Origin of the sequence: Rhodococcus sp. IEGM 27 (assembly GCF_033142305.1) — a bacterium.
Classification (GTDB): Bacteria; Actinomycetota; Actinomycetes; order Mycobacteriales; family Mycobacteriaceae; genus Rhodococcus_F; species Rhodococcus_F oxybenzonivorans.
The window spans coordinates 622527-644294 of the sequence record NZ_JAWLSG010000002.1 but is presented as its reverse complement, the minus strand read 5'-3'; the positions used below and the strand labels follow the sequence as shown (position 1 = coordinate 644294).

Annotated in this window: 20 protein-coding genes; 13 read left to right on the top strand and 7 right to left on the bottom strand. The window is 65.2% G+C overall.

The features are described from left to right. Positions 1–603, top strand: coding sequence for a glyoxalase (locus R4P95_RS09430; RefSeq protein WP_213571939.1), 603 nt, complete (start codon positions 1–3; stop codon positions 601–603). A gap of 101 nt (positions 604–704) precedes the next feature. Here R4P95_RS09430 and R4P95_RS09425 read toward each other — a convergent pair whose 3' ends face one another. After that, complete coding sequence (locus tag R4P95_RS09425) at positions 705–2930, bottom strand: thiamine pyrophosphate-dependent enzyme (protein ID WP_317745013.1); 2226 nt, start codon at positions 2928–2930, stop codon at positions 705–707. A 266-nt stretch (positions 2931–3196) separates the two neighbouring features. Between R4P95_RS09425 and R4P95_RS09420 the strand changes: the two genes are divergently transcribed. From R4P95_RS09420 to R4P95_RS09400, 5 genes are all read left to right on the top strand, one after another. Continuing rightward, positions 3197–4675 (top strand): class I adenylate-forming enzyme family protein, encoded by a 1479-nt coding sequence (locus R4P95_RS09420; RefSeq protein WP_317745135.1) that lies wholly within the window; start codon positions 3197–3199, stop codon positions 4673–4675. Positions 4676–4772: 97 nt separating this feature from the next. Beyond that, positions 4773–6638 (top strand): DUF3556 domain-containing protein, encoded by a 1866-nt coding sequence (locus R4P95_RS09415; protein WP_213571937.1) that lies wholly within the window; start codon positions 4773–4775, stop codon positions 6636–6638. After that, positions 6635–8068, top strand: a complete 1434-nt coding sequence (locus R4P95_RS09410) for an NAD(P)/FAD-dependent oxidoreductase (RefSeq protein ID WP_317745014.1) — start codon at positions 6635–6637, stop codon at positions 8066–8068. The genes R4P95_RS09415 and R4P95_RS09410 overlap by 4 nt, the downstream gene beginning before the upstream one ends. A gap of 37 nt (positions 8069–8105) precedes the next feature. Continuing rightward, positions 8106–8849, top strand: coding sequence for an enoyl-CoA hydratase-related protein (locus tag R4P95_RS09405; RefSeq protein ID WP_317745015.1), 744 nt, complete (start codon positions 8106–8108; stop codon positions 8847–8849). After that, positions 8843–9004: a hypothetical protein gene (locus tag R4P95_RS09400; RefSeq protein ID WP_213571934.1), complete on the top strand. Its 162-nt coding sequence runs from the start codon at positions 8843–8845 to the stop codon at positions 9002–9004. The genes R4P95_RS09405 and R4P95_RS09400 overlap by 7 nt, the downstream gene beginning before the upstream one ends. 23 nt (positions 9005–9027) lie before the next feature. Here the strand turns inward: R4P95_RS09400 and R4P95_RS09395 are convergent, their stop codons facing one another. Then, complete coding sequence (locus R4P95_RS09395) at positions 9028–10326, bottom strand: PucR family transcriptional regulator (RefSeq protein ID WP_213571933.1); 1299 nt, start codon at positions 10324–10326, stop codon at positions 9028–9030. A gap of 241 nt (positions 10327–10567) precedes the next feature. On the opposite strand from R4P95_RS09395, the gene R4P95_RS09390 reads away from it, so the two are divergent. Next, positions 10568–11467, top strand: a complete 900-nt coding sequence (locus R4P95_RS09390; RefSeq protein ID WP_249353715.1) for an SDR family oxidoreductase — start codon at positions 10568–10570, stop codon at positions 11465–11467. 148 nt (positions 11468–11615) lie between these two features. On the opposite strand, the gene R4P95_RS09385 is transcribed toward R4P95_RS09390, so the two are convergent. Continuing rightward, positions 11616–11837 (bottom strand): hypothetical protein, encoded by a 222-nt coding sequence (locus R4P95_RS09385; RefSeq protein ID WP_213571932.1) that lies wholly within the window; start codon positions 11835–11837, stop codon positions 11616–11618. A 59-nt stretch (positions 11838–11896) separates the two neighbouring features. Between R4P95_RS09385 and R4P95_RS09380 the strand changes: the two genes are divergently transcribed. After that, positions 11897–12325 carry a MarR family winged helix-turn-helix transcriptional regulator gene (locus R4P95_RS09380; protein WP_213571931.1) on the top strand — a complete coding sequence of 143 codons (429 nt, stop codon included), beginning with the start codon at positions 11897–11899 and terminating at the stop codon, positions 12323–12325. After that, positions 12309–13745, top strand: coding sequence for an MFS transporter (locus tag R4P95_RS09375; RefSeq protein WP_213571930.1), 1437 nt, complete (start codon positions 12309–12311; stop codon positions 13743–13745). The genes R4P95_RS09380 and R4P95_RS09375 overlap by 17 nt, the downstream gene beginning before the upstream one ends. Here R4P95_RS09375 and R4P95_RS09370 read toward each other — a convergent pair. Together R4P95_RS09370 and R4P95_RS09365 are read right to left on the bottom strand one after the other, a co-directional pair. Then, positions 13742–14938 (bottom strand): acetyl-CoA C-acetyltransferase, encoded by a 1197-nt coding sequence (locus R4P95_RS09370; RefSeq protein WP_213571929.1) that lies wholly within the window; start codon positions 14936–14938, stop codon positions 13742–13744. The genes R4P95_RS09375 and R4P95_RS09370 overlap by 4 nt on opposite strands. 55 nt (positions 14939–14993) lie before the next feature. After that, positions 14994–16163 carry an acyl-CoA dehydrogenase family protein gene (locus tag R4P95_RS09365; protein ID WP_317745017.1) on the bottom strand — a complete coding sequence of 390 codons (1170 nt, stop codon included), beginning with the start codon at positions 16161–16163 and terminating at the stop codon, positions 14994–14996. Between the two features lie 357 nt (positions 16164–16520). Here R4P95_RS09365 and fabG point away from each other — a divergent pair, with 357 nt between their 5' ends. Together fabG and R4P95_RS09355 are read left to right on the top strand one after the other, a co-directional pair. Further along, the gene (gene fabG / locus R4P95_RS09360) at positions 16521–17264 is read left to right on the top strand and encodes a 3-oxoacyl-ACP reductase FabG (RefSeq protein ID WP_213571927.1); all 744 of its coding nucleotides are present in this window, start codon (positions 16521–16523) and stop codon (positions 17262–17264) included. Between the two features lie 42 nt (positions 17265–17306). Further along, the gene (locus R4P95_RS09355; RefSeq protein WP_317745018.1) at positions 17307–18176 is read left to right on the top strand and encodes a LysR family transcriptional regulator; all 870 of its coding nucleotides are present in this window, start codon (positions 17307–17309) and stop codon (positions 18174–18176) included. Here R4P95_RS09355 and R4P95_RS09350 read toward each other — a convergent pair. Together R4P95_RS09350 and R4P95_RS09345 are read right to left on the bottom strand one after the other, a co-directional pair. Beyond that, positions 18116–19009: a LysR family transcriptional regulator gene (locus R4P95_RS09350; RefSeq protein ID WP_317745019.1), complete on the bottom strand. Its 894-nt coding sequence runs from the start codon at positions 19007–19009 to the stop codon at positions 18116–18118. The genes R4P95_RS09355 and R4P95_RS09350 overlap by 61 nt on opposite strands. Positions 19010–19287: 278 nt before the next feature. Then, positions 19288–19413 carry a hypothetical protein gene (locus tag R4P95_RS09345; RefSeq protein WP_283254003.1) on the bottom strand — a complete coding sequence of 42 codons (126 nt, stop codon included), beginning with the start codon at positions 19411–19413 and terminating at the stop codon, positions 19288–19290. Positions 19414–19646: 233 nt separating this feature from the next. On the opposite strand from R4P95_RS09345, the gene R4P95_RS09340 reads away from it, so the two are divergent. Next, a complete protein-coding gene (locus R4P95_RS09340; protein ID WP_317745020.1) occupies positions 19647–20339 on the top strand; it encodes a GntR family transcriptional regulator in 693 nt (230 codons plus the stop codon). A gap of 198 nt (positions 20340–20537) precedes the next feature. Continuing rightward, positions 20538–21692: a low temperature requirement protein A gene (locus R4P95_RS09335; protein ID WP_317745021.1), complete on the top strand. Its 1155-nt coding sequence runs from the start codon at positions 20538–20540 to the stop codon at positions 21690–21692. Positions 21693–21768: the final 76 nt, after the last annotated feature.

Here is a 21768-nt window from a genome sequence, read left to right as displayed (position 1 = left end):
ATGATCACCATCAATAGTCTCACCCTCGACACTCCCGAGCCCACCGCCGCGAAGGCCTTCCACACCGCACTCGGCGTCGATGCCCACATCACTGCCCGGGACGCGGACGCACCGACCACCGGCTTCCGCGGTTTCACTCTCTCACTCGTCGTGTCCCAGCCGAACATCGTCGACGCCTACATCCAGGCCGCCCTCGACAACGGCGGCGCCACGATCTCACCGGCCAAGAAGAGCCTCTGGGGGTATGGCGGCGTCGTACAGGGCCCCGACGGCGCCCTGTGGAAAGTCGCGACGTCGTCGAAGAAGAACAAGGGACCGGCCACCCGGCACTTCGAGGACCTCGTGCTGCTCCTCGGAGTCGGAGATGTCAAAGCCGGCAAGCAGTTCTACCTCGACCACGGTCTGGAAGTGACGAGAAGCTTCGGACGCAAGTACGTCGAGTTCGCCACCGGTCCGAAGGTCAAGCTCGCGCTCTACGGGCGCCGCGCCCTCGCCAAGGACGCGGGCGTCTCCCCCGACGGCACCGGCGCCCATCGAATCGTCATCCGCAGCAACGCCGGCGCCTTCACCGATCCGGACGGTTTCTCCTGGGAAACCGACTGAGTCGACACGCTTTCGAGGGCAGGACCCGCCGCAGCGGCACATCACCACCGATGGCGGGCCTGTGAAAGAAGATGATCCCTCCGACGCGTCCGTGCGGGGAGTCAGCGCCCCCGCACCACTTCGAGCGCCGCGGCCTCGATCGTGTCTTCGGACAGCAGGACCTCGAGTGCGGCGTCGCCGAGGGGGATGAAGCTGTTCTCGCTCGCAGCCCGGGCGAGGCGGCCGGTGAAGCCTTGGTCCACCAATGCCATGACGACGCCCTCCCCCACACCACCAGCTGCCCGGGTTTCGTCGACGACGAGGACTCGGCCGGTGGCGTTTGCCTCGCGGACGATGTCCGGCACCGGCAGCGGCGCGAGCCACCGCATGTCCACCACCCGGGTCGAGATATCGGCTCGTTCGAGGCGACGCGCCACTCGGAGGCTCATGTGGACCCCGTTCCCGAAAGTGACGATGGTCAGGTCCGTTCCCTTGCCATAGGTGCGCGCCCGCCCGATCTGTACGGAATTCCCGGCGCCCTTCAGTGGATCCGGGTAGGGGGCGAGCCACTGCTCGTCGCCGTCCTCGTGCAAATCCCTGGTGTGGTACAGCGCAATCGGTTCCAAGTACACGCACACCGCACCGGCGGTGTGGGCGGCTGCAACACAGGTGTGCATCATGGCCGCGGCGTCGTCGGGCCTGGCCGGGGAGGCGATGACGATGCCGGGGATGTCACGCAACGCTGCGACGGCATTGTCGTTGTGGAAGTGCCCCCCGAATCCCTTCTGGTACCCGTAACCGGCGATACGCACCACCATGGGGTTGCGGTATTGACGATCGGAGAAGAATTGCAGGGTCGCGCCTTCACCGCGGATCTGGTCGGCGGCGTTGTGCAGGTACGCGAGGTACTGGATCTCCGGGATCGGCAGCAGCCCGGAGACTCCCGCGCCGAGTGCGAGCCCGAGAATCGCCTGTTCGTCGAGGAGGGTGTCGAAGACGCGGGCAGCCCCGACTTTCTTCATCAGCCCGCGCGTGACCCCGTAGACGCCACCCTTCCGGGCGACGTCCTCGCCGAAGATCAGCGACTCCGGGTACTCGATGAGCACGTCGAGCAGGGCACGGTTGATCGACGAGGCCAGGGTCAGTGGACCCTCTTCTTCGGGTAGCGGGCCGCCGAAGATGTGTGCGCGGCGAGCGCCTTGGGTCCGTTGCGGTTCGGCCGCCATCGCTTCGTCGAGGCCCTCCCTCAGTGGTCGCATCACCGCGGCGGGACTATCGAGTTGGGGTAGCTCGCTCACGTGCCGTGCGAGTCCGATGACTTCTGCGCGCTTCTTCTCGTAAAGCGCAAGCACCTCGTTCGGGCTGAGATGCCCGCGCTCGATCAGCAGTTGTGCAGTGCACAGCACCGGATCTCGGTCGAAGTCTGCGCTGATCTCGCCGGTGGTGCGGTAGGCGGCTTCGACGTCGGATCCGGCGTGGCCCATCAGTCTCACCGTGCGCAGATGCAGGAACGCCGGGCGCCTGTTCCTGCGGACCCAGTCGGCGGCATGCTGCGCGGTGGCGTAGGCCATCGGCAGATCCGATCCGTCGACGGTGAAGTACTCGAGCCCTTCACGGTTTCCGAAGTTGGCACCGATCCACCCTGCCGGGGTCTTGGTGCTGATCCCGATGCCGTTGTCCTCGCAGACGAACAGCAGCGGAATGGGAAGGCCCTGAAACGCCGAGTAGACGGCGGTGTTGATGGCGCCGATCGCGGTCGAGTGGTTGACCGAGGCATCTCCGAAACTGCACACTGCGATCGCATCGTCAGGCCAGGGTGAGGGGGCGTGTAGCTTGGCGGCGCGCGCGAGGGAGAAGGCAACGCCGACCGCACGCGGCAGATGAGATGCGATCGTCGAGGTCTGGGGGATGATATTGAGGTCGTGGCGACCGAACACCTTGTGCCGGCCACCCGACATCGGTTCCTCGGCGGCGGCGACGACGCCGAGAAGCACATCGCGCAGCGGGTCGCTGCCCTGCACTTGCCGGGCGCGCTCGAGGAAGAACGCACCGGAGCGGTAGTGCAGCAAAGCCGGATCGGTGAGACGGAGGGCGCGGGCCACGACGGCGTTTCCCTCGTGCCCGGATGAGCCGATCGTGTAGAAGCCCTTACCTTTCGAGCGTAACCAGCGCGCCGCGAGATCGAGATGACGGCTGCCCAATTGCGAATCGAACAAGTCCAGAATCTCCTGCACAGAAAGGCTCGACTGCGCCTCCACGGCTCCGTCGCGATCACGTACCCCCGCCCGTACTCCGCCTACCATCTCGGCGATGGTGGTGGTGAAGTAGTCATCGATCTGTTCGGCCATGTATCCGGCTCCTGATAGGCAGGTCATCCTCGTCCGCAGGGCGGTCTAACAGGACGCGTGTCCCCTCACCAGGGTATGCATCTCACGGGTGCCTTCACGCGTCATTGCCGATGATCCGCGTTGCACACGCATCGTGCCTCGCCCCAGATGTGGTCTTGTCCGCCGCGGACAAAACCTGGCGAGAACTCGAGCCTCGCGGAATATTTCGGAGCACCGCCCCCGCGCATCGTGTCGTGAATCACACGGCAACGAAGGGGATCGAAACAGTGTCCGACATCGGCTATTTCACCTGGGACCTCGCGACCGCACACGGCGACGCACCGTGCCTGCGCGACGACCACAGCGACCTCACGTACCGGCAGTTCGCCGATCGGGTGGATGCGTTCGCGGCGCAACTGAGCGAACGAGGGGTCCGCGAGGGTGACGTCGTCGCAGTGATGCTGCCGAACCGGGTGGAGCTGCTCGTCGTCCTCATGGCGGCGTGGCGGCTGGGTGCGGCCGCGACACCGGTCAACCCCACCTTCACCGCCGCCGAAGCGGAGTACCAGATCACCGACGCCGACGCTGCGCTGGTCGTGAACGAGGGACCGGACGCTCCGAGCGCCGGTCGTCCGTCTATTGCGGTCGACGAGATGCACGCATCCCTGCCTGCGGGGCCGGCCCCGGACTTCCGCCCGACGGGGAGCGACGTCGCGCTACTGATCTACACGTCGGGGTCGACGGGACGACCCAAGGGCGTCATGCTCACTCACGACAACCTTCAGTTCATGAGTTCATCGCTGGCCGAGCATCTTTCGCTCACCCGCGATGACCACTGCCTGCTCATCCTGCCGTTGTTCCACGTCAACGCGATCTGCGTCAGCTTCCTCGCACCGATGCTGACCGGAGGGCAACTCAGTGTCACCGGACGTTTTTCCCCGGCCCGGTTCTTCGACGACGTGGCCCGGTTGCGGCCGACCTATTTCTCCGCGGTCCCGACGATCTACGCACTACTCGTCTCCCAACCCGATGAAGTTGTCACCGACACGTCGTCGTTACGGTTCGGGGTCTGCGGAGCCGCGCCGATCTCCAAGGAATTGCTCGACCGCGCCGAGCAGCGCTTCGGCCTGGTGATCGTCGAAGGATACGGGCTCACCGAGGGCACCTGCGCGTCGGCGTGCAACCCACCCGGCGGCGTCCGCAAACTCGGCACAGTCGGGCCCGCACTGCCCGGGCAGACCCTCGCGATCATGGACGAGTCCGGCGTTCTGCTCCCACCGGGAGCCGTCGGCGAGATCGTCATCCGCGGCGCCAACGTGATGCACGGCTACCTGAGGCGTCCCGAGGAGACACACCGGACCGTTGTCGACGGCTGGCTCCACACGGGCGACGTCGGGCGACTCGACGAGGACGGCTACCTCACCCTCGTCGACCGGATCAAGGACATGATCATCCGGGGCGGCGAGAACATCTACCCCAAGGAGATCGAGAACGCACTCGCCACCCACGACAGCGTCCTCGAGGCAGCCGTGGTCGGCGCACCTCACGAGGTATATGGCGAAGTACCCGTCGCCTACGTGGTCCCCTATCCCGACAGCCCCGTGACCGACGGACAGCTCACCGACCACCTCCGTGAGCGGCTCACGAAAGTCAAACTGCCCGTCGCTATACACGTCGTCGACGCCTTGCCCCGCAACCCCGTCGGCAAAATCGACAAACCCGGACTGCGCAGCCGGCACCGGCTGCCCACCACTGCTCGCGGCTGAGCAACCGCTCTCACCGCCACCACAGCACCCGTCGCAACTCGGCCCACACCCGAGGCAATGACCCCTACCCCCGCCCGCCCTATCCAGGAGACTTCCGATGGGATTCACAACCGGGAACTTTCCCGAAGTAGACCCCGCAACATTCCTCGACCGTCCCTTCTTCGACCGCATCCGCGCCATGTCGACGCACTGGGTCGACTACGGCTTCGGCACCCCGAAGATGGTGCACACCATCTACATTCTGAAACTGCTGGTCCTCTACATCGGCGCCGGACTGTCCATCGCCACATTCACCTCCGGCTACAACGTGCTCGACATCGGCGCGTGGTGGAACGCACCGATCGTGTACCAGAAGCTCATCCTGTGGACGCTGCTGATCGAGACCATCGGCCTGGGCGGTTCCTGGGGGCCACTCGCCGGCCACTTCAAGCCGATGATGGGTGGCGCTCTGTTCTGGCTCCGGCCGGGCACCATCCGCCTCCCACCCTGGCCGGGGAAGGTGCCACTGACTGCCGGCGACTCTCGCACCGTCTTCGACGTTCTCGTCTACGCCGCGATCTTGGTCAATATCGTCCTCGCGCTCGTGCTCACCGGTGTCCACACACCGTCCATCGACGCGGCACTGCCCGGTAATCACGGCCTGGTGAACCCCACGCTCTTGTTGCCTCTGATCGCACTACTCGTCGTGATCGGGTTGCGCGACAAGGTCATCTTCATCGCCGCCCGCGGCGAGCAGTATTTCCCGGCCGTCGTCTTCTTCGGTGTTCTTCCGTTCGTCGACATGATCGTCGCGCTCAAGCTGCTCATCGTGTCGGTGTGGGTCGGCGCCGGCATGTCGAAGCTGGGCCACCACTTCTCGATGGTGGTGCCCCCGATGCTGTCCAACACTCCCTGGTTGCCGTCGAAGGCGATCAAGCGCGCCCATTACCGCAGCTTCCCGAACGACCTGCGGCCGTCCATCGTCGCCGGTGGTGTCGCCCACGTCCTGGGCACCGTCGTCGAGGTGGTGACGCCACTGGTGTTGCTGTTCAATACAAATGGAACCGTTACCCTGCTCGCTGTTGCACTGATGGTCGCGTTCCACCTGTTCATCCTGTCGACGTTCCCGCTCGCAGTGCCCCTCGAATGGAACCTGTTGTTCGCCTACGCGGCAGTCTTCCTGTTCCTCGGATTCCCCAACGCCGCAGGTTACGGGCTGGGTGACTTCTCCTCACCGCTACTGCTCGCCGCGATCATCGCCGCGCTGGTGTTCTTCCCGATCCTCGGCAATCTGCGCCCCGACCTCGTCTCGTTCCTGCCCTCGATGCGGCAGTACGCCGGCAACTGGGCCTCGGCCACCTGGGCGTTCGCGCCGGGCGCGGAAGACAAGCTCGACCAGTTCATCAAGCGCCCCAGCCAGAACACCCGGACCCAGCTACTCGAAACGTACCCGCCCGAGGTCGCCGACGTCGTGATGCACCAACTGCTGGGCTGGCGGTCGATGCACAGCCAGGGCCGCGCCCTGCTGTCACTGATGAGTCGCCATCTCGGCGACGACATCGACACCTACTCGCTGCGCGAGGCCGAGTTCAGTTGTAACTCGCTGGTGGCCTTCAACTTCGGTGACGGACACCTCCACAACGAGCACCTCATCGCGGCCATTCAGCGGCGCTGCAACTTCGCGCCCGGCGAGTTCCTGATCGCATGGATCGAATCGCAGCCCATCCACAAGGGCGTCCAAGAGTACAAGGTGATCGACGCCGCCCTCGGCGTCATCGAACGCGGAACCTACAAGGTGTCCGACGCCATCGCCGAGCAGCCTTGGCTGCCGAACGGTCCTATCCCGTTCGACGTGAAGTGGACGTTGGATATCGACGCCGACCGGGAATTTACGGATCCCGAAACCTTGTCGGAACCGAGAATGCGCAGCAAGCACGCTAATTCGTCCCGTCAGAGTGACGAAGGCACCGGAGTGCGGCAGTGAGCACAGCGGTCGTGGTCGGCAGCGGGCCCAACGGGCTCGCTGCCGCGGTCCACCTCGCCCGGCATGGGGTCGAGGTCCAGGTCCTCGAGTCGGCCGACACCATCGGCGGCGGTACCCGTTCGAGCGAACTCACCCTTCCGGGGCTTCTGCACGACGAGTGCTCCGCGTTCCACCCCATGGGAGCGGGGTCGCCGTACCTGCAGACGCTCGACCTCGAACGCTACGGCCTGCGCTGGAAGTGGGCCGACGTCGACTGCGCGCATCCCCTCGACAGCGGACAAGCAGGGCTTCTGCACCGTTCCGTCGACGCGACAGCCGCCGGCCTCGGGGCCGACGGGCGTCGCTGGCAGCGGATGTTCGGGGGCCTCGCCGATGGATTCGACGATCTCGCCACCGACCTGATGCGGCCGATCGCGAACGTCCCGCGACACCCCCTGAAGCTCGCGAGCTTCGGGCCCCGGGCATTGCTGCCCGCGACCGCCACCGCCCGCTGGTGGCGCACCGAGAAGGGCCGGGCACTGTTCGGGGGCGTGGCCGCGCACGCGTACTACCGGCTCGACCGCCCCGCCACGTCCGCGGTCGGGTTGATGATCGTGGCCGCCGGCCACCGTTACGGCTGGCCGGTCGCCGAGGGCGGATCCCGGTCCATCACGACCGCGCTCGCCGCGATGCTCACCGATTGGGGAGGCAAGATCACCACGGGCACCCGAGTCCGCAGCGTCCGCGATTTCCCGCCCGCGGACGTCGTCCTGCTCGACGTTGCCCCGTCCGCCGCAGTCGACATCCTCGGCGACCGGCTGCCGTCCCGGGTCGCCAAGGCCTACCGCCGCTACCGCCACGGCCCGGCAGCGTTCAAGGTCGACTTCGCCATCGAAGGCGGCGTTCCCTGGACGAACCCCGACTGCGCACTGGCCGGAACCGTCCACCTGGGTGGCACGTTCGCGGAGATCGCCGACGCCGAACGTGACGTCGCGACGGGCCGGATGCCGACGCGCCCGTTCGTCCTCGTCGGCCAGCAGTACCTCGCCGATCCCGGCCGGTCGAAGGGCGACCTGCATCCCCTGTACGCGTACGCGCATGTTCCGCACGGCTATTCGGGCGACGCCACCGAGGCAGTGGTCGCGCAGATCGAACGGTTCGCCCCCGGGTTCCGCGACCGTGTCGTGGCCACCGTGAGCAGCGGGCCGGTGCGGTTGGCCGCGTCGAACCCGAACTACGTCGGCGGCGACATCATCGGCGGCGCCAACACCGAGACTCAGGTGGTACTGCGACCACGGATCGCCCTCGACCCCTACAGCACCGGAGTGCCGGGCACCTATCTGTGCTCCGCGTCGACGCCGCCGGGCGCCGGCGCCCACGGAATGAGCGGATACAACGCCGCCCAATCCGCACTGCGTTATCTGCGCAGACACGGTGACGATGTGCTGTAGCCGCAGGTACGCCGCTTGAACAGGAAGGATAAGACGGTTGGAGCAGTTCGGGAGAAGTGATCACCCTGGTGCGGCGTTCCTGGAGCGACGTGGTCCGGTCGCAATCATCACTCTCAATCGACCCGAGTTGCGTAACGTCGTCGACGCGGAGGTCTCCGCCGGGGTCGGCGCGGCGATGGAAACCCTGGCTCGTTCTCCCGACCTTCTAGTCGGCATCATCACAGGCGCGGGAGGCACCTTCTGTGCTGGCGCGGATGTTGTGGCACTGACCGCCGGGCACAGTATCGACGCACCCGGACACCCGGAATGGGGCTTTGCCGGCTTCGTCCACCACGAGATCGACAAACCTCTGATTGCAGCCGTGAACGGTTCGGCCTCGGGCGGAGGCCTCGATCTCGTACTGGCGTGTAACGCCGCCATCGTCAGTTCCCACGCCACCCTCGGGCCCCGAGCAGTGCGGAGATACGAGGACTGCAATTTCCGCTCCGGTGCACTTGGCGGCAGACTTCGGTTCGAGTCGGTTTCCTTCAGAGACACGCTCCACCCGGAGACCGCCCTGCGCTGCGGAATTATCGACCGGATCGTCCATCCACACGAAGTATTGCCGGAGGCCATGCGATTGGCGCGTGCACTGGCAACGACACGTCAGACCCCGGACGGGATCGGCGCCGCAGTTCTGCGTCGCCGATCCGGCAAGGATGATCCCGGGTTGCAGCGATCGTGCGGTGCCGATGCGCACGGCCCACGATACTCACGAAGAGGAACCGACACACCATGCTGAAACGTCTCTACGCAGCGCTCCTCACGGCAGCCGGACTGTCCTGCGACGGCTACATCACTCTCGACGAGGCCGTGCGCAGTTCCGACCGCCCACCGCGGACAGGCACAGACCCGCCGACCGGGACGCAACCGGAGGTCGATACGCCCTCGAAGTGAAGCGGGACCACCTGCCCCTGGCATCACAGCCCACCCACGTGGCCACCCTTCGCCTGATCCGGTGTCAGGACAGCAGGTCCCAACCATTGGCACACGAGCAAGGCGAGTTCGACGGATAGGCGGTCCCGAGTGAAATCCTCCCCCCGCTCCTCCGCGGCGCGCTTCACCCGATACTTCACTGAGTTGTAGTGCAAGTCGAGAACTTTCGCGGCCGCAACATTGCTGAGATTGTTCGCGAGGTAGACCTGCACGGTCTCGCGCAGGCGGGCCGCGTTCTCGTTGTCCGCCGCCAGGCCGCGCAAGACGCTCTGTACCCACGTCCGGGTAGCCGCGGGGTCCTCGGTGAGCATCGCGACGGTCGACACTCCTGGTTCGTCGTATGCGATCGCGACGGGGGCATTTTTTCCCGCAGCGATGGCAAGCGCTCGTGCGCGTTGGGCGCGCGCGTGGGACTGCCTGAATCCTTCTGGTCCGGAGGTTATTCCACCGACGGCCACAACTAGCTCCGAATGACGGTCGTGAAGGAATTCGCGCAGCTCAATGTAATCTCGCCGGGGAGCCGATCGGGTACCGAGGGGGACCCATACCCATCCAGTGACGCGGTCCGCCGCCACGAACAGTGGATCGGTCACTGCCCCCATGAACCCGGAGAAGTCGTGTGCAGCCGATTCGATCTTGGCCAGCATGTCTCCTGCACCGGCATCGGGGGCCCAAATGATCGCCGCCAGGTGATTTTGAATCAGGACGTAGTTGAGGGCAGCGCTGGCCCCTGCATCCGGTTGTTCGTTGCCCGCCAATATTTCCTGAACTCGGACGGCACGCACGCTACTCTGGTGGGCCAACCACCGTTCCCGTTCACGCTCGTAGACTGCGACCACCTGCTGCGACACCCTGTCGATGTACACGGACATCACGGTGATGATGCGCTCGAGCACCGGAACGCCCAGTTCCGGCTCAACCGTTTCCCCACCCAACTCGTCGAAGACCAGCTTGAGGAGATTGGTCTGTCCGAGTCGATATGCGCGTACGAGCGCGTTGACCGGAACCCCCTGTTGAGCGAGACGTCTCGCGTACTCCATCGCCGCGGCCGGCGCCTCCAGATTTTCCGGCGCGATGTTGTGCTGCAGCGTGTGAAAGATGGTGTCGAGGTTTCCTTCGACACTCGCCCCGAGCAGTTCGAGCAACTGTCGATCGGCACGCAAGTCGGGAATTTCGGTGTACAACACGTCGGTGATGTCTGCCGTCAGCGACACCAACCGCCGGTTGAGCGAGCTTGCTATTCTTGCGACCAACAGCGCGGTGCGCTCGTCGTGTGAAGCCATGCGAAGACAATAGAGCAGTTGCCTCCCACGCATGACGATTCGCCGCGAAAGCCATTACCAACGTCCCCACCTGCACCTTTCTATCCAGCCGGGAGTCACGGCCCTCACCCGTTCGACACGAGTTTGTCCGATGAGAACAAACCGCGCCACATTCTTGATTCTTCGCGGACGTGGTCATCATCACAGGACTTCCCTACCGTGAAGGGCGCTCGGCCGCAGCCCCAACCATGAAGGGATCACGATGAACGACAAGCGCTTCCGCGGGAGAACCGCCGTCATGTCCGGAGGAAGTCGCGGCATCGGACTTGCTATCGCAAGGGCGATCGCGAGCCGCGGCGGAAACATCGTCCTGCTCGCCAAGACCGATACCCCTGACCCCCGACTACCCGGAACGGTTCACACCGCCGTCGCGGAACTGGCCGAGTTGGGTGGACACGCTGTCCCGGTGGTGGGCGACGTCCGCAACGCCGACGATATCGCCCGAGTCGTCGATTCTGCCCGCGACAACTTCGGCGGCATCGACATCGTCGTCAACAATGCGAGCGTGCTGGACATCTCGAAGACCGAGGCGCTGCCCCTGAAGCGGTTCGATTTGATGCAACAAGTCAACGTGCGCGGCACTTTCGCGCTGACCCAGGCGTGTCTTCCGTACCTGCGGAAATCTTCGAACCCACACGTACTGACGCTCTCACCGCCGCTCAACATGTCGAAATACTGGCTGGGCGCCCACCCGGGCTACATGCTGGCCAAGTATGGGATGACGCTGGCCGCGTTGGGTATCGCGGCTGAACACGCGGATATGTCCTTCTCCAGCAACTGCCTGTGGCCGCAGACAATGATCGCGACAGCAGCGGTCGGGAACCTACTCGGCGGATCCGACAGCCTGCGACACTCACGCTCCCCCGAAATCATGGCCGACGCTGCAATCGAACTACTCGGCCGTCCCGCGGGCACCGACAACGGTCGCACAGTCCTCGACGTCGAAGTGCTCACCGAAGCCGGTGTCACCGACTTCACGAAGTATGGCGGAAACGCTCCGCTGACCATCGACATCTTCGTCGACGAGCCCGGGATCTCCGATAGCTCGGAGCCGTTCCACCGCACCTCCCCGGCCAGCCCGCGGACCAGTAGTTTCGCGTGACATCGGCCCTTTCGTCGGGTCGAGGAGATCGACATCGAGGTCGCGTTCACCAGCGACATCGCTGAACACGGACCCGCACCGCAACCCCGAATCCTCGAGGGCCGGAACCAGATCGCCCACGTCACCGCTAGCCTGGTCGTTCGCCCGCTCAACGGCCGAGCGCGGCCGCGGAAATGGGGAGTCCCACCGCCACGAGACAGTCGCAGACATCAGCCGGGGTGCCGAGTGGATTGCGCCGGGGCGGCGGCGGTCGCGCTACCGCCTGATGGACCAGCACCCCGTCGAGGTGGAACAGATCCATCACGAATTCGTCCGAATGCTTGGCGTCGATACACCGCTGAGTCGTGAGAAGTTGGATGCGAGCAGCCAACTATGTGAGACTCCCCATTTAGTCAACTAGATTGATCAATGTGGTTGTACGCTTTGCTCATGATCACCGAACAGGCCACGGCGCAAGTCCTGCGGGAAGCGCTGCGCCCAATTTGGCGGCAGCTCGCAACCGGCAGAACGATCTCCGTCGGCAAGATAGGTGTGCTCAGCTATCTGTCGAAGTACGGACGAACGTCCGCCTCGACACTCGCCACGGCCGAAAAGATCAGCCCCCAAGCAATCGCAACGACAGTGCGCGAACTCGAAAATCTCGGCCTGATCGTGCGCACCCCCGACGAGCAGGATCGACGCCGAATCTGGATCGAGCTCACCGATGCCGGTCACGAGAGGCTGGCGCAAGAGCGGTCACAAGGCCTGGAGTGGCTCGAACACGCCATCGCGGAAAGGCTGACCGTCGAGGAGAGAAAGACCCTCGACGCCATGGTTCCGATTCTGCGCAAGTTGGTGGACGATGCCCCCGTCGACTGAGTCCACAACGCGTGCCCGGTTACTGCCGGCCCTGGCGTATGCCGCCCTGACGACCGCGGTCGTCAGTTCACTCGGCATGCTGCTGGTGCCCACCATCTCCCACGACATGCACGTCGAGGTGAGCACCGGCCAATGGATGCTCACCGTCAACCTCCTGGTCGGGGCGGTCGCAACACCGATCATGGGACGGCTGAGCGACGGCCCCCACAAGAAGCGCCTGCTCCTGTTCTCCCTGACCACGATCCTCGTCGGTTCGATCGTCGCGGCCGCGGCTCCCAACTTCACTGTCTTCCTGGTCGGGCGCGCCTTGCAGGGACTCACCTACGGGATCGTTCCGGTGACGATCGCTCTGGCCCGCCGCTATCTTCCCGAAAATCAGGCCCGGCTCGGCATCTCCAGCCTGTCGGTAACGGTCACAACTGGCCTGGGACTCGGGTACCCCCTGACCGGCATCCTCGCCGACCTTCTCGGGTTCCGTTTCGCCTTCTGGTTCGCGGCGCTATTCCTGATCACCACCATCCTCGTCGTCTGGCGTGTCGTTCCAGCAGGCCCCGACGAGCGGGCACCACGCAACACACTCGACGTCCCGGGCGCTCTGCTGGTCGGCACCGGACTCGCGTCCCTACTCGTCGCCGTCAGCGAAGGCTCCCGGTGGGGCTGGGGCTCACCATGGACCATCGGATTCTTCGCCGGTGCGGCCACACTGCTGACAGCGTGGTCCCTCGTCGAACTGCGCACCCCGCACCCGCTGATCAACCTCCGAGTCCTCCGCAACGGTGACGTTCTGGTCGCGAACAGCACCGCGATCGGCCTCGGCGCCGCGATGTACATCGGACTCTCGATCGGCAGCCTCATCGCCCAGGCGCCCGCCTCCACCGGATACGGCATTGCGCTGCCCCTGTTCTGGGCCGGATTCGTGATGCTTCCCCTGTCGGTCGCAAGTTTCGGCGCGAACCGGCTCGTGCGCGCCCTCTCGCACCGGATACGCATGAGGACTCTCCTGCTCGTCGGCGCCGGGCTCGTGACGGCCTCGAGCGCGCTTCTCTGGGTCGCCCACGACGCGTTGTGGGAAATCCTGATCGGTATGTTCGGGTTCGGACTGGGGATGGGCATGACCTACGGGGCGATGCCGGCCCTGATCGCCCGCAGCGTGGCCGACACCGAACTCGGCAGCGCCGTGAGCTTCAACCAGGTGCTGCGCACCGTCGGCGGCTCGTTCGGCAGCGCCCTCGCGGGCGCGGTGCTCGCCGCGAACCTGGCACCGGACCTACTTCCCACCGAAGGCGGGATCAAACTCGCCCTTGCCGTAGGTGCGATCGGGTGCGCGGTCGTCTTCGCCGCACTCCTCGTCAATCACGTGATGTCGCGTCCGCCGACTCCGACATCGGAGCCGGCGGAGCGCCATTCCAGTCGCCTTTAGACCCCTTCGACGATGGCAGCCATTCCCTGCCCGCCACCGATGCACATCGTGACGAGCGCCTTGCCGCCGCCGCGCCGCCGCAGTTCATGCAGCGCGGTGGTCGTCATTCGCGCTCCCGTCGCGCCGATCGGGTGTCCGAGCGAGATCCCGGACCCGTTGACGTTCAGTCGGTCCCGGTCCTCGAATCCCCATTCCTTCAGCACGCCGAGCACCTGGCACGCGAATGCCTCGTTCAGCTCGATCAGCGTGAAGTCGTCGAAGCTCGCGCCGGTCCTGCGAAACAGCTTGGACGTGGCCGCGACCGGTCCGAGGCCCATCAGCGCAGGTTCGCACCCGGCGGCGGCCCACCCGGTGAGGAAACCCATCGGCTCGAGCCCGAGTTCGTCGAGTTGATCCTCGGCCACGACGAGCATCGACGACGCCGCGTCGTTCTGCTGGCTCGCGTTGCCCGCGGTGACGACACCGTCCGGGAGCGCGCTGCGCAGCCGTGCCAGCGTCTCGGGCGTAGTTTCCGGGCGGATACCCTCGTCGCGGGCCACGACAGAGACATTGCCCTTGCGGTCGGTGATCTTGACCTCGATCACCTCATCGTCGAACTTGCCTGCCTCCCAGGCGGCGTGGGCCTTGGCGTGGCTTTCGGCGGCGAACGCGTCCGACTCCTCACGGCCGATTCCACACTGTGTTGCGACGTTCTCGGCGGTCTCGATCATGCCGCTGATCTTCCCGAACCGCCATTCCGGCTGGGAGCGTTCCCGCCCGCGGTCGAGGCGGTCGTACAGGTTCAGCGATCCGGCGCGGGTCCCCCAGCGGGCCCCGGTGGTGTAGTGCTCGATATTGCTCATCGACTCGACACCGCCCGCTAGCACGACGTCGGCTGCGCCGGTCTGCACCATCATCGACGCGGTCACGAGGGCCTGCAGGCCCGTGCCGCACCGGCGGTCGGTCTGCAGTCCGGCGACGGAAATCGGCAGTCCTGCTTCGAGGGCGGCCCACCGGCCGATGCACGGGGCCTCGGAGTTGGCGTACGACTGGCCCATCACCACGTCTTCGATGAGGATCGGGTCGATCCCGGACCGCGCCACGGTCTCCTTGATCACGGTGGCGGCCAACGTCTCTGCCGGGACGTCGCGCAGTGCGCCGCCGAAACGGCCGACCGCGGTGCGGACCGGGGCGACCAGTGCTGCTCTTCGCATGTGACTTTTCCTTGTCTCGGGGAACCAGGGCCCCACAGATCACTTGTGTACGGGTTCAGAGTGCTTTCTTGGCTTCGCGGACGAGGCCGCCGCCGATGATCAGACGCTGGATCTCGCTGGTGCCCTCGTAGAGGCGAAGCAAGCGGATGTCCCGATAGATGCGTTCGACCGCAACACCTCTCATGTATCCGCTACCACCATGGACCTGCACCGCGAGGTCGGCGACTTTGCCGGCCATTTCCGTGCAGTACAACTTCGCCACGGACGGGGCGATACGACGGTCCTCACCGCTGACGTACTTCTGCGCCGCCTCCCGCACCAGCGCGCGGCCCGCGGACACACCCACCTGCTGGTCGGCGAGCATGGCCTGCACCAGCTGGAAGTCGCCGATCGGAGTGCCTCCCTGCTTCGTGACCGCCGCGAACGACACGGACTCGTCGAGCGCGCGCTGTGCACTGCCGACGGCGAGGGCCGCGATGTGCACCCGGCCCCGGGCAAGGGAGGTCATAGCGGCCCGGTAGCCAGCCTCTTCACTGCCGCCGACCAGGGCGGATTCAGGGACTGTGACGTCGTCGAACGCCACCTCTGCGGTCCAGGCACCCTCCTGGCCCATCTTCTTGTCCTTCGGACCGACCACGACACCGGCGGTGTCGGCCGGAACGAGGAACACCGCGATCCCGGTGCCGGTCTCATCGGCGGGACGGGTGCGGGCAAACACGACGAACAGATCGGCCAACGGTGCATTGGTGATGAACCGCTTGGTGCCGTTGATCACCCACTTGCCGTCTTTCAGGACGGCGCGGGTGGTCAGGCCCGCCGGGTTCGACCCTGCCTCCGCTTCGGTCAGTGCGAACGACGCGACCACGTCACCCGACGCGATCCGCTCGAGCCATTCCGACTTCTGCTCGTCCGTACCGAAGTTCACCAGCACCTGACCGGCGATCCCGTTGTTGGTGCCGAACATCGACCGCAATGCCAGGCTCGTGTACCCGAACTCCATGGCCAGTTCCACGTCCTGTGTGAGGTCGAGTCCGAGCCCGCCCCACTGCTGCGGAATGGCGTACCCGAACAGACCCATCTCCGCCGCTTTACGGCGAACGTCATCCGGGATCACATCTTTGTCCGCGATTTCACTTTCTCTCGGAATTACTTCCTTCTGAATGAATGTTCTCGTCTGCGCGAGAATGTCCTTGAAGTCTTCATCACTCACTTCGCGTTCAGCCATGAAGGTGAATATCCAGCAATCCCGACCCTGGTGTCAAGTACGGGCCGCGCGCGAAAACGTGCTGCACAGAGGCCCTTCGATCCATAGGAAGGGGTTAACTCTCGGTTTCCCGGACCGTCTTTGACCACAGCGGATAAAAGCGCTTGAATATGTAGCAGCCTCCGGGCGAATTACTCGTCTCAGACGATTCGCGAACGACAATTTTTATCTAGTGAGACGAGACTCGACATTCCCGGACAGCTTCCGGATCCACGGCGGTGGCGGCTACTCCGAGTTGGGTCGCCTCATGCGAGAGGCACCGTTCCTTCTCATCGGTGAGGGCACCAACCCCGTACACCTACAAACTTAGGGAAACACATGACACTCCTCGAGGGGCGGGTCGCGGTCGTCACCGGCGCGGCTCAGGGCATCGGTTTCGAGATGGCCCGCAAGTTCGCGAGCGAGGGCGCCTCGGTTGTTCTCGGCGACATGCACGCCGAGAACGTCAAGGCCGCCGCCGGAAAGCTGGAGGCCGACGGCTTCCAGGCCGTCGCCGTCGCCTGTGACGTGACGGAGCCGGATCAGATGCAGAACCTGGGAAAGACGGCGCTCGACGCGTTCGGCGGAATGGACGTGTGGGTCAACAATGCCGGCATCACCCGCGACGCGACGCTGCGCAAGATGACGCTCGCCGATTTCCGCTCCGTCATCGACGTGCACCTGCAGGGCGCGTGGCTGGGCACCCAGATCGCGTCGATCGCAATGCGGGAGGCCGGCAAGGGGTCGATCGTGAACATCTCGTCGATCTCGGGCAAGGTCGGCCTGGTCGGACAGACCAACTACAGCGCCGCGAAGGCCGGCATGGTGGGTCTGACCAAGGCAGCCGCGAAGGAACTCGCCCACCTCGGAGTCCGGGTCAACGCGATTCAGCCCGGAGTGGTGAATACCGACATGATCCGCGCCTTGCGCGCCGACATCCTCGAAGCGAAGCTCAGGGAGGTTCCGATGGGACGCGGCGCCGAACCTGAAGAGATCGCCAACGTCGCATTGTTCCTGGCCTCCGATCTGTCCAGCTACATGACCGGCACCGTTCTCGAAGTCACCGGCGGGCGCCACATCTGACAAGCAGCGGATCGGTCGCGGCGTAGGCAGTACTCTGCACGGGTGGAGTCGCGACACGTCGAATACTTCCTCGCCACCGTCGACAACGACGGCTTTGCACTCGCGGCCGAGGCCCTGGGCGTCACCAAACCGTCGTTGTCGAAGGGGTTGCGCAATCTCGAACGTGACCTCGGTGCCGAATTGTTCCACCGCGTGGGCCGCGGTCTCGTGCTCAGCGCGGCGGGAAAGGCGTTCGTCGGTCCGGCCCGGCAGATTGTGCGAGACCTGGTGGCCGCCGAGAGCTCGTTCGTCGACGTCTCGGGACTGCCGCGCGGGCGGCTCGACATCTGCGCGTCGGCACACGTTGCCGAAGGCCCTGTCACGGAACTGATCGGGTCCTTCCGCAAGCAGTATCCCGGCGTGGTCGTCCGGCTCGCCGACCTCAGGCCTTCCGAGGTCATCGGGTCGCTGATCCGGGACGGACATTGCGAAATAGCGTTCAGTCATCTTCCTTTTGCCGCAGCAGGGTTGACAACACGGGCACTCGGATTCCACGAATACTGGTTGGTGGTCCCCCCGAACGCCGAAATTCACTGGCGCGAACCATTCCCCCTCGACGATCTCCCCAATCTCCCCGTGGTGGGGCTGCCCAAGGAATCGTCTTCGCGCACCGTCATCGAGAAGGCGCTACAGGCCGCGGGGAGCCGGACGATCATGTCGGCCGTGGTCGAGCAGCGAGAAGCCGTCGGCGCATTCGTCGTCCAAAGAATAGGAATGTCGTTCATCGAACGTACCAATGCGGAACGGGCCGCAGTCGGCGGCGCCCGGATCTGCCCCCTCGACCCGCCGATCACCGCGCCCTACGGGGTGATCTATGACGAGGCCCGGCTGTCTCCTGCAGGACGCGCTTTTCTAGACACGCTCGCGCCCTGAACCTCGTCGAGGGCGGCGATGAACGCCGCCGCAGCGGGAGGAAGCGGATCCGGTCGATGGACGAGACCGATGGTGCGCACCTCCGGCGGTGCGAGCGAGCGAACCACTACACCCGGCAGTTCCTGCTCGGCGACGCGTCGCGGCATCAGGGTCGCCCCCGCACCCTGGACAACCAACTCCCACATCGACTGACGATGCGCACACTCGACTGCGACGTTGTGCACCGGCAGTCGTGGACGCGACCCGATCTCCACGATCATCGGAATATCGGCAAGCAGGTCGACCGGCACCGGATCGGGTAGTTCGATCGCCAGATCCGCGTGGAGCGCGAGCACGATCTCCTGCTCCCCCACCACTCGGAACCCGAGCCCCTGGTCATCGACGAGCAGTTCGGTGAGCCCGAGATCGCACTCACCCGACCGGACCGCGCGGCCCACGCCGTCGGGAATGTCCGCCGACACCGTCGACAGGAGAATCCGTGGGAACAGTCGATGAAACCGACCGACGAGACGTGGGAGTGGATCGGCGGCAAGGGAATTGAGAACAGCAATAGTCAGCGTGCCAGACTGCACGTCGGCCACGTCCTGCACGACCGCCCGCGCCCGCTCGACATCGGCAAGGACCTGCCGCGCCGCATCCGCGAACGCCCTACCCGCCGGAGTGATCCGCAGCTTCCGTCCTCCACGATCGAACAACTCGACACCCAGATCGCGTTCGAGAGTGCGGATCGCCTGCGACAGTGAAGGCTGCGCGATGAACAGCGCCCGCGCGGCCTCGGTGATACTGCCGTGATCGGCCACGGCGACGACGTACTCGGCGTCCCGGATATCCACCAGTCGAGTCTAGCGGCCACGCAGTTCGCCGAGGCCCCCAGTTCGCCGAGGCCACGGCCGGTCGTGGAGTGTCGCGACCTAGTCGATCTGCCGCCCGTTCACGCGGATCCGGCTCCAGTCGTCGATATCGTGATTGACACACACTGTCGTACTCGGTTGGAAGCGCAGCAACTTCATCATTTTCAGTGATCCGGTCGCGTCGGTGGTTTCGGACTCAGCCGGCATGCCGACGCAACAGCTGATGTTGTCCTGGGTGCGCGCGACGGCGCCGGACAGTATCAGCGTGTTCCGACCGGCAGGCGGAGCTGTAGCCCGAGTGAATCCGGGGTGTGTCCGGGCATCGACAGCACTATGACACTGCCGTCCCCGAACACGTCGTGGTCGTAACCGGCGGGCACCTCCATCCAGTCGATCCGATCGGCCGCGTCGAGGTCCTCCTGACGGAAGAATGCCGTGACGTGGTCGTCGGGAGCGCACGTATCCGAGCTCCCCGGATCGCCGGCTCGCGGGAAGGTTCAGCCGGGCGGCCCCGCACGACAGCGGCCCGCAGATCGGCCTTGCCGGGCGCCGCGGTCACCGGGCGGGCGCGAATGGTACATTATGTCGAGTCTCTGGATCCGGGAAGGTGCGACCGACGATGGCCCTGAATGACAGATCAAGGCGACAGCAACTTCCAGAGGAAGTTGCCACATACGTACGCGAGATGATCATTTCCGGCGAGGTGCGTGCAGGCGATTTCCTCCGCATCGAGCGGATCGCCGAAGCCGTGGGAGTCAGCACGACGCCCGTGCGAGAGGGACTCCTTGCGCTCCGGAGCGAAGGATTCGTCGAGATGGTTCCCCGGCGCGGCTTCGTCGTAGCCCCGTTCACGAAGCAAGACGTGCGCGACCTCTTCTGGGCACAGGCGCAACTGGCCGGCGAACTGGCCGCCCGGGCCGCGAAGAACATCACACCCCAGCAGATCGTCGAGCTCGAAGGCATCCTTCAGCAGCACCAGGAGGCCATTGCCCAGGGCGACACGGAACGTATCGCCTCCCTCGGCCACGCGTTCCACCGCAAGATCAACCTGACCGCGGACTCTCCGCGCCTTGCGCGCCTCCTGGGCTCCGTCGTCACGAATCTTCCCAACCGCTTCTACGCCACCATCGAAGGCCACATCACCACCACGCAGGAGGAGCACCCCGTCCTCCTCGAGGCGCTGCGCAAGCACGCGGCCAAGAGAGCGAAGACTCTCATGGAATCGCACATCCTGGACGGCGCAGATCACCTGATCGACGAACTGGAGCAGCGCGGGCTGTGGGATGCCGACGACGCGGCGAACGTAGGCTGATTCGAGGCCTGTCGCGCCCGTTCCTCTCAGCGCCGTGAGCGCTGCACCGTTTCGGAGGATAGGGATCCGAATCGCTCGATCTTGCTGAGCGAACCGGCCGTGATGGAAGAACCCCACCGCGTGCAACTCCGGCGCCGCCGAAACAACCGTCCGGCTCGACTCCACCGGATACGATTTGGCGCCGAGGAGGAGATCATCATGGTCGGCGAAGCGCGCAGGACACACCGTGACGTCTCCCCGCTCGAGCTCTTTTTCGATCTGGTCTTCGTACTGGCGATCGGTCAGCTCACGCACCATCTCGTCGAGCATCTGACGTGGCGTGGCGCAGCCGAGACTCTGGTGGCGCTTGTCGCGGTGTGCGGCGTCTGGGCATTTACCACCTTCGAGGTCACCCTGCTCGACATCGAGCACACCGCCACGAGGGCCGTCACGATCACGGTGATGGGCCTCGGCTTGTTCATGAACGCCGGCATCGGACACGCATTCGACGACAGTCCGTGGCTCTTCGTGATGCCCATGCTGCTGGCCCTGGTCGGCCCCGCCGCCTACGCGGCTGCCACCGCCCCGACGTCCCGCTTGCGCAGGCACTTCGTGCATGTGCTGATCTGGTTCGCCGTCTCGGCGCCGTTCTGGGTGGCCGGTGCCGCACTCGACCCGAAATGGCGTCTCTGGTGCTGGGCGGTGGCCGCGCTCATCGATCTCACCGGCACCTGGTTTGCACACCCCGTGCCGAGCGGCACGACGCGAACGCAGCAACTTCCATTCGACGCCGAGCACATGCTCGAGCGCATGCGACTGTTCCTCATCATCCTGCTCGGCGAGACCGTACTGACTCTGGGACGTGTGATCGCAGCTCATCACTCCGATGCACTCACACTCGTACTTGCCGCGGGTTGCTTCGTCGCCCTCGTCTGCCTGTGGGCGGCATACTTCGGTCGTGCCGAACGGTTGGTGGAAAACCACATCGCCGTCACCGAGAATCCGATTCGATCCGTGCACATCGGGATCAACGTCATCTACGGCGTCGTCACCGGCCTCGTCATGTTCGCGGCAGGTAGCGAGTTGGTGCTCGCCCACATTGGTGACGCCCAAGCCGGTGTGGGCGGTGTGCTGATGCTCGCGGGTCCGGCGATCTACCTACTCTCACACGCAATCTACTTCCGCATCACCACCGGAACCGGGTGGGTCGCGCGCGCAGTGGGTGCCGCTCTTCTCGGTATGGCGGCGATCGCAGCGTATGTGCTACCGGCTTATATCGTCGTCATCATGCTGGTCGTCATCCTGCTCGTGCTGGCCATTCACTTGAACAAAGACACGAACCATGAGCCCATATCGAAACCTCTGCTCCCCTGACTGATTCGTGATTCGGAGGGACGTGCGTCGAAGCCCCGCATCCGAAAGGATGCGGGGCTTCACCAGTCGGCTGCCG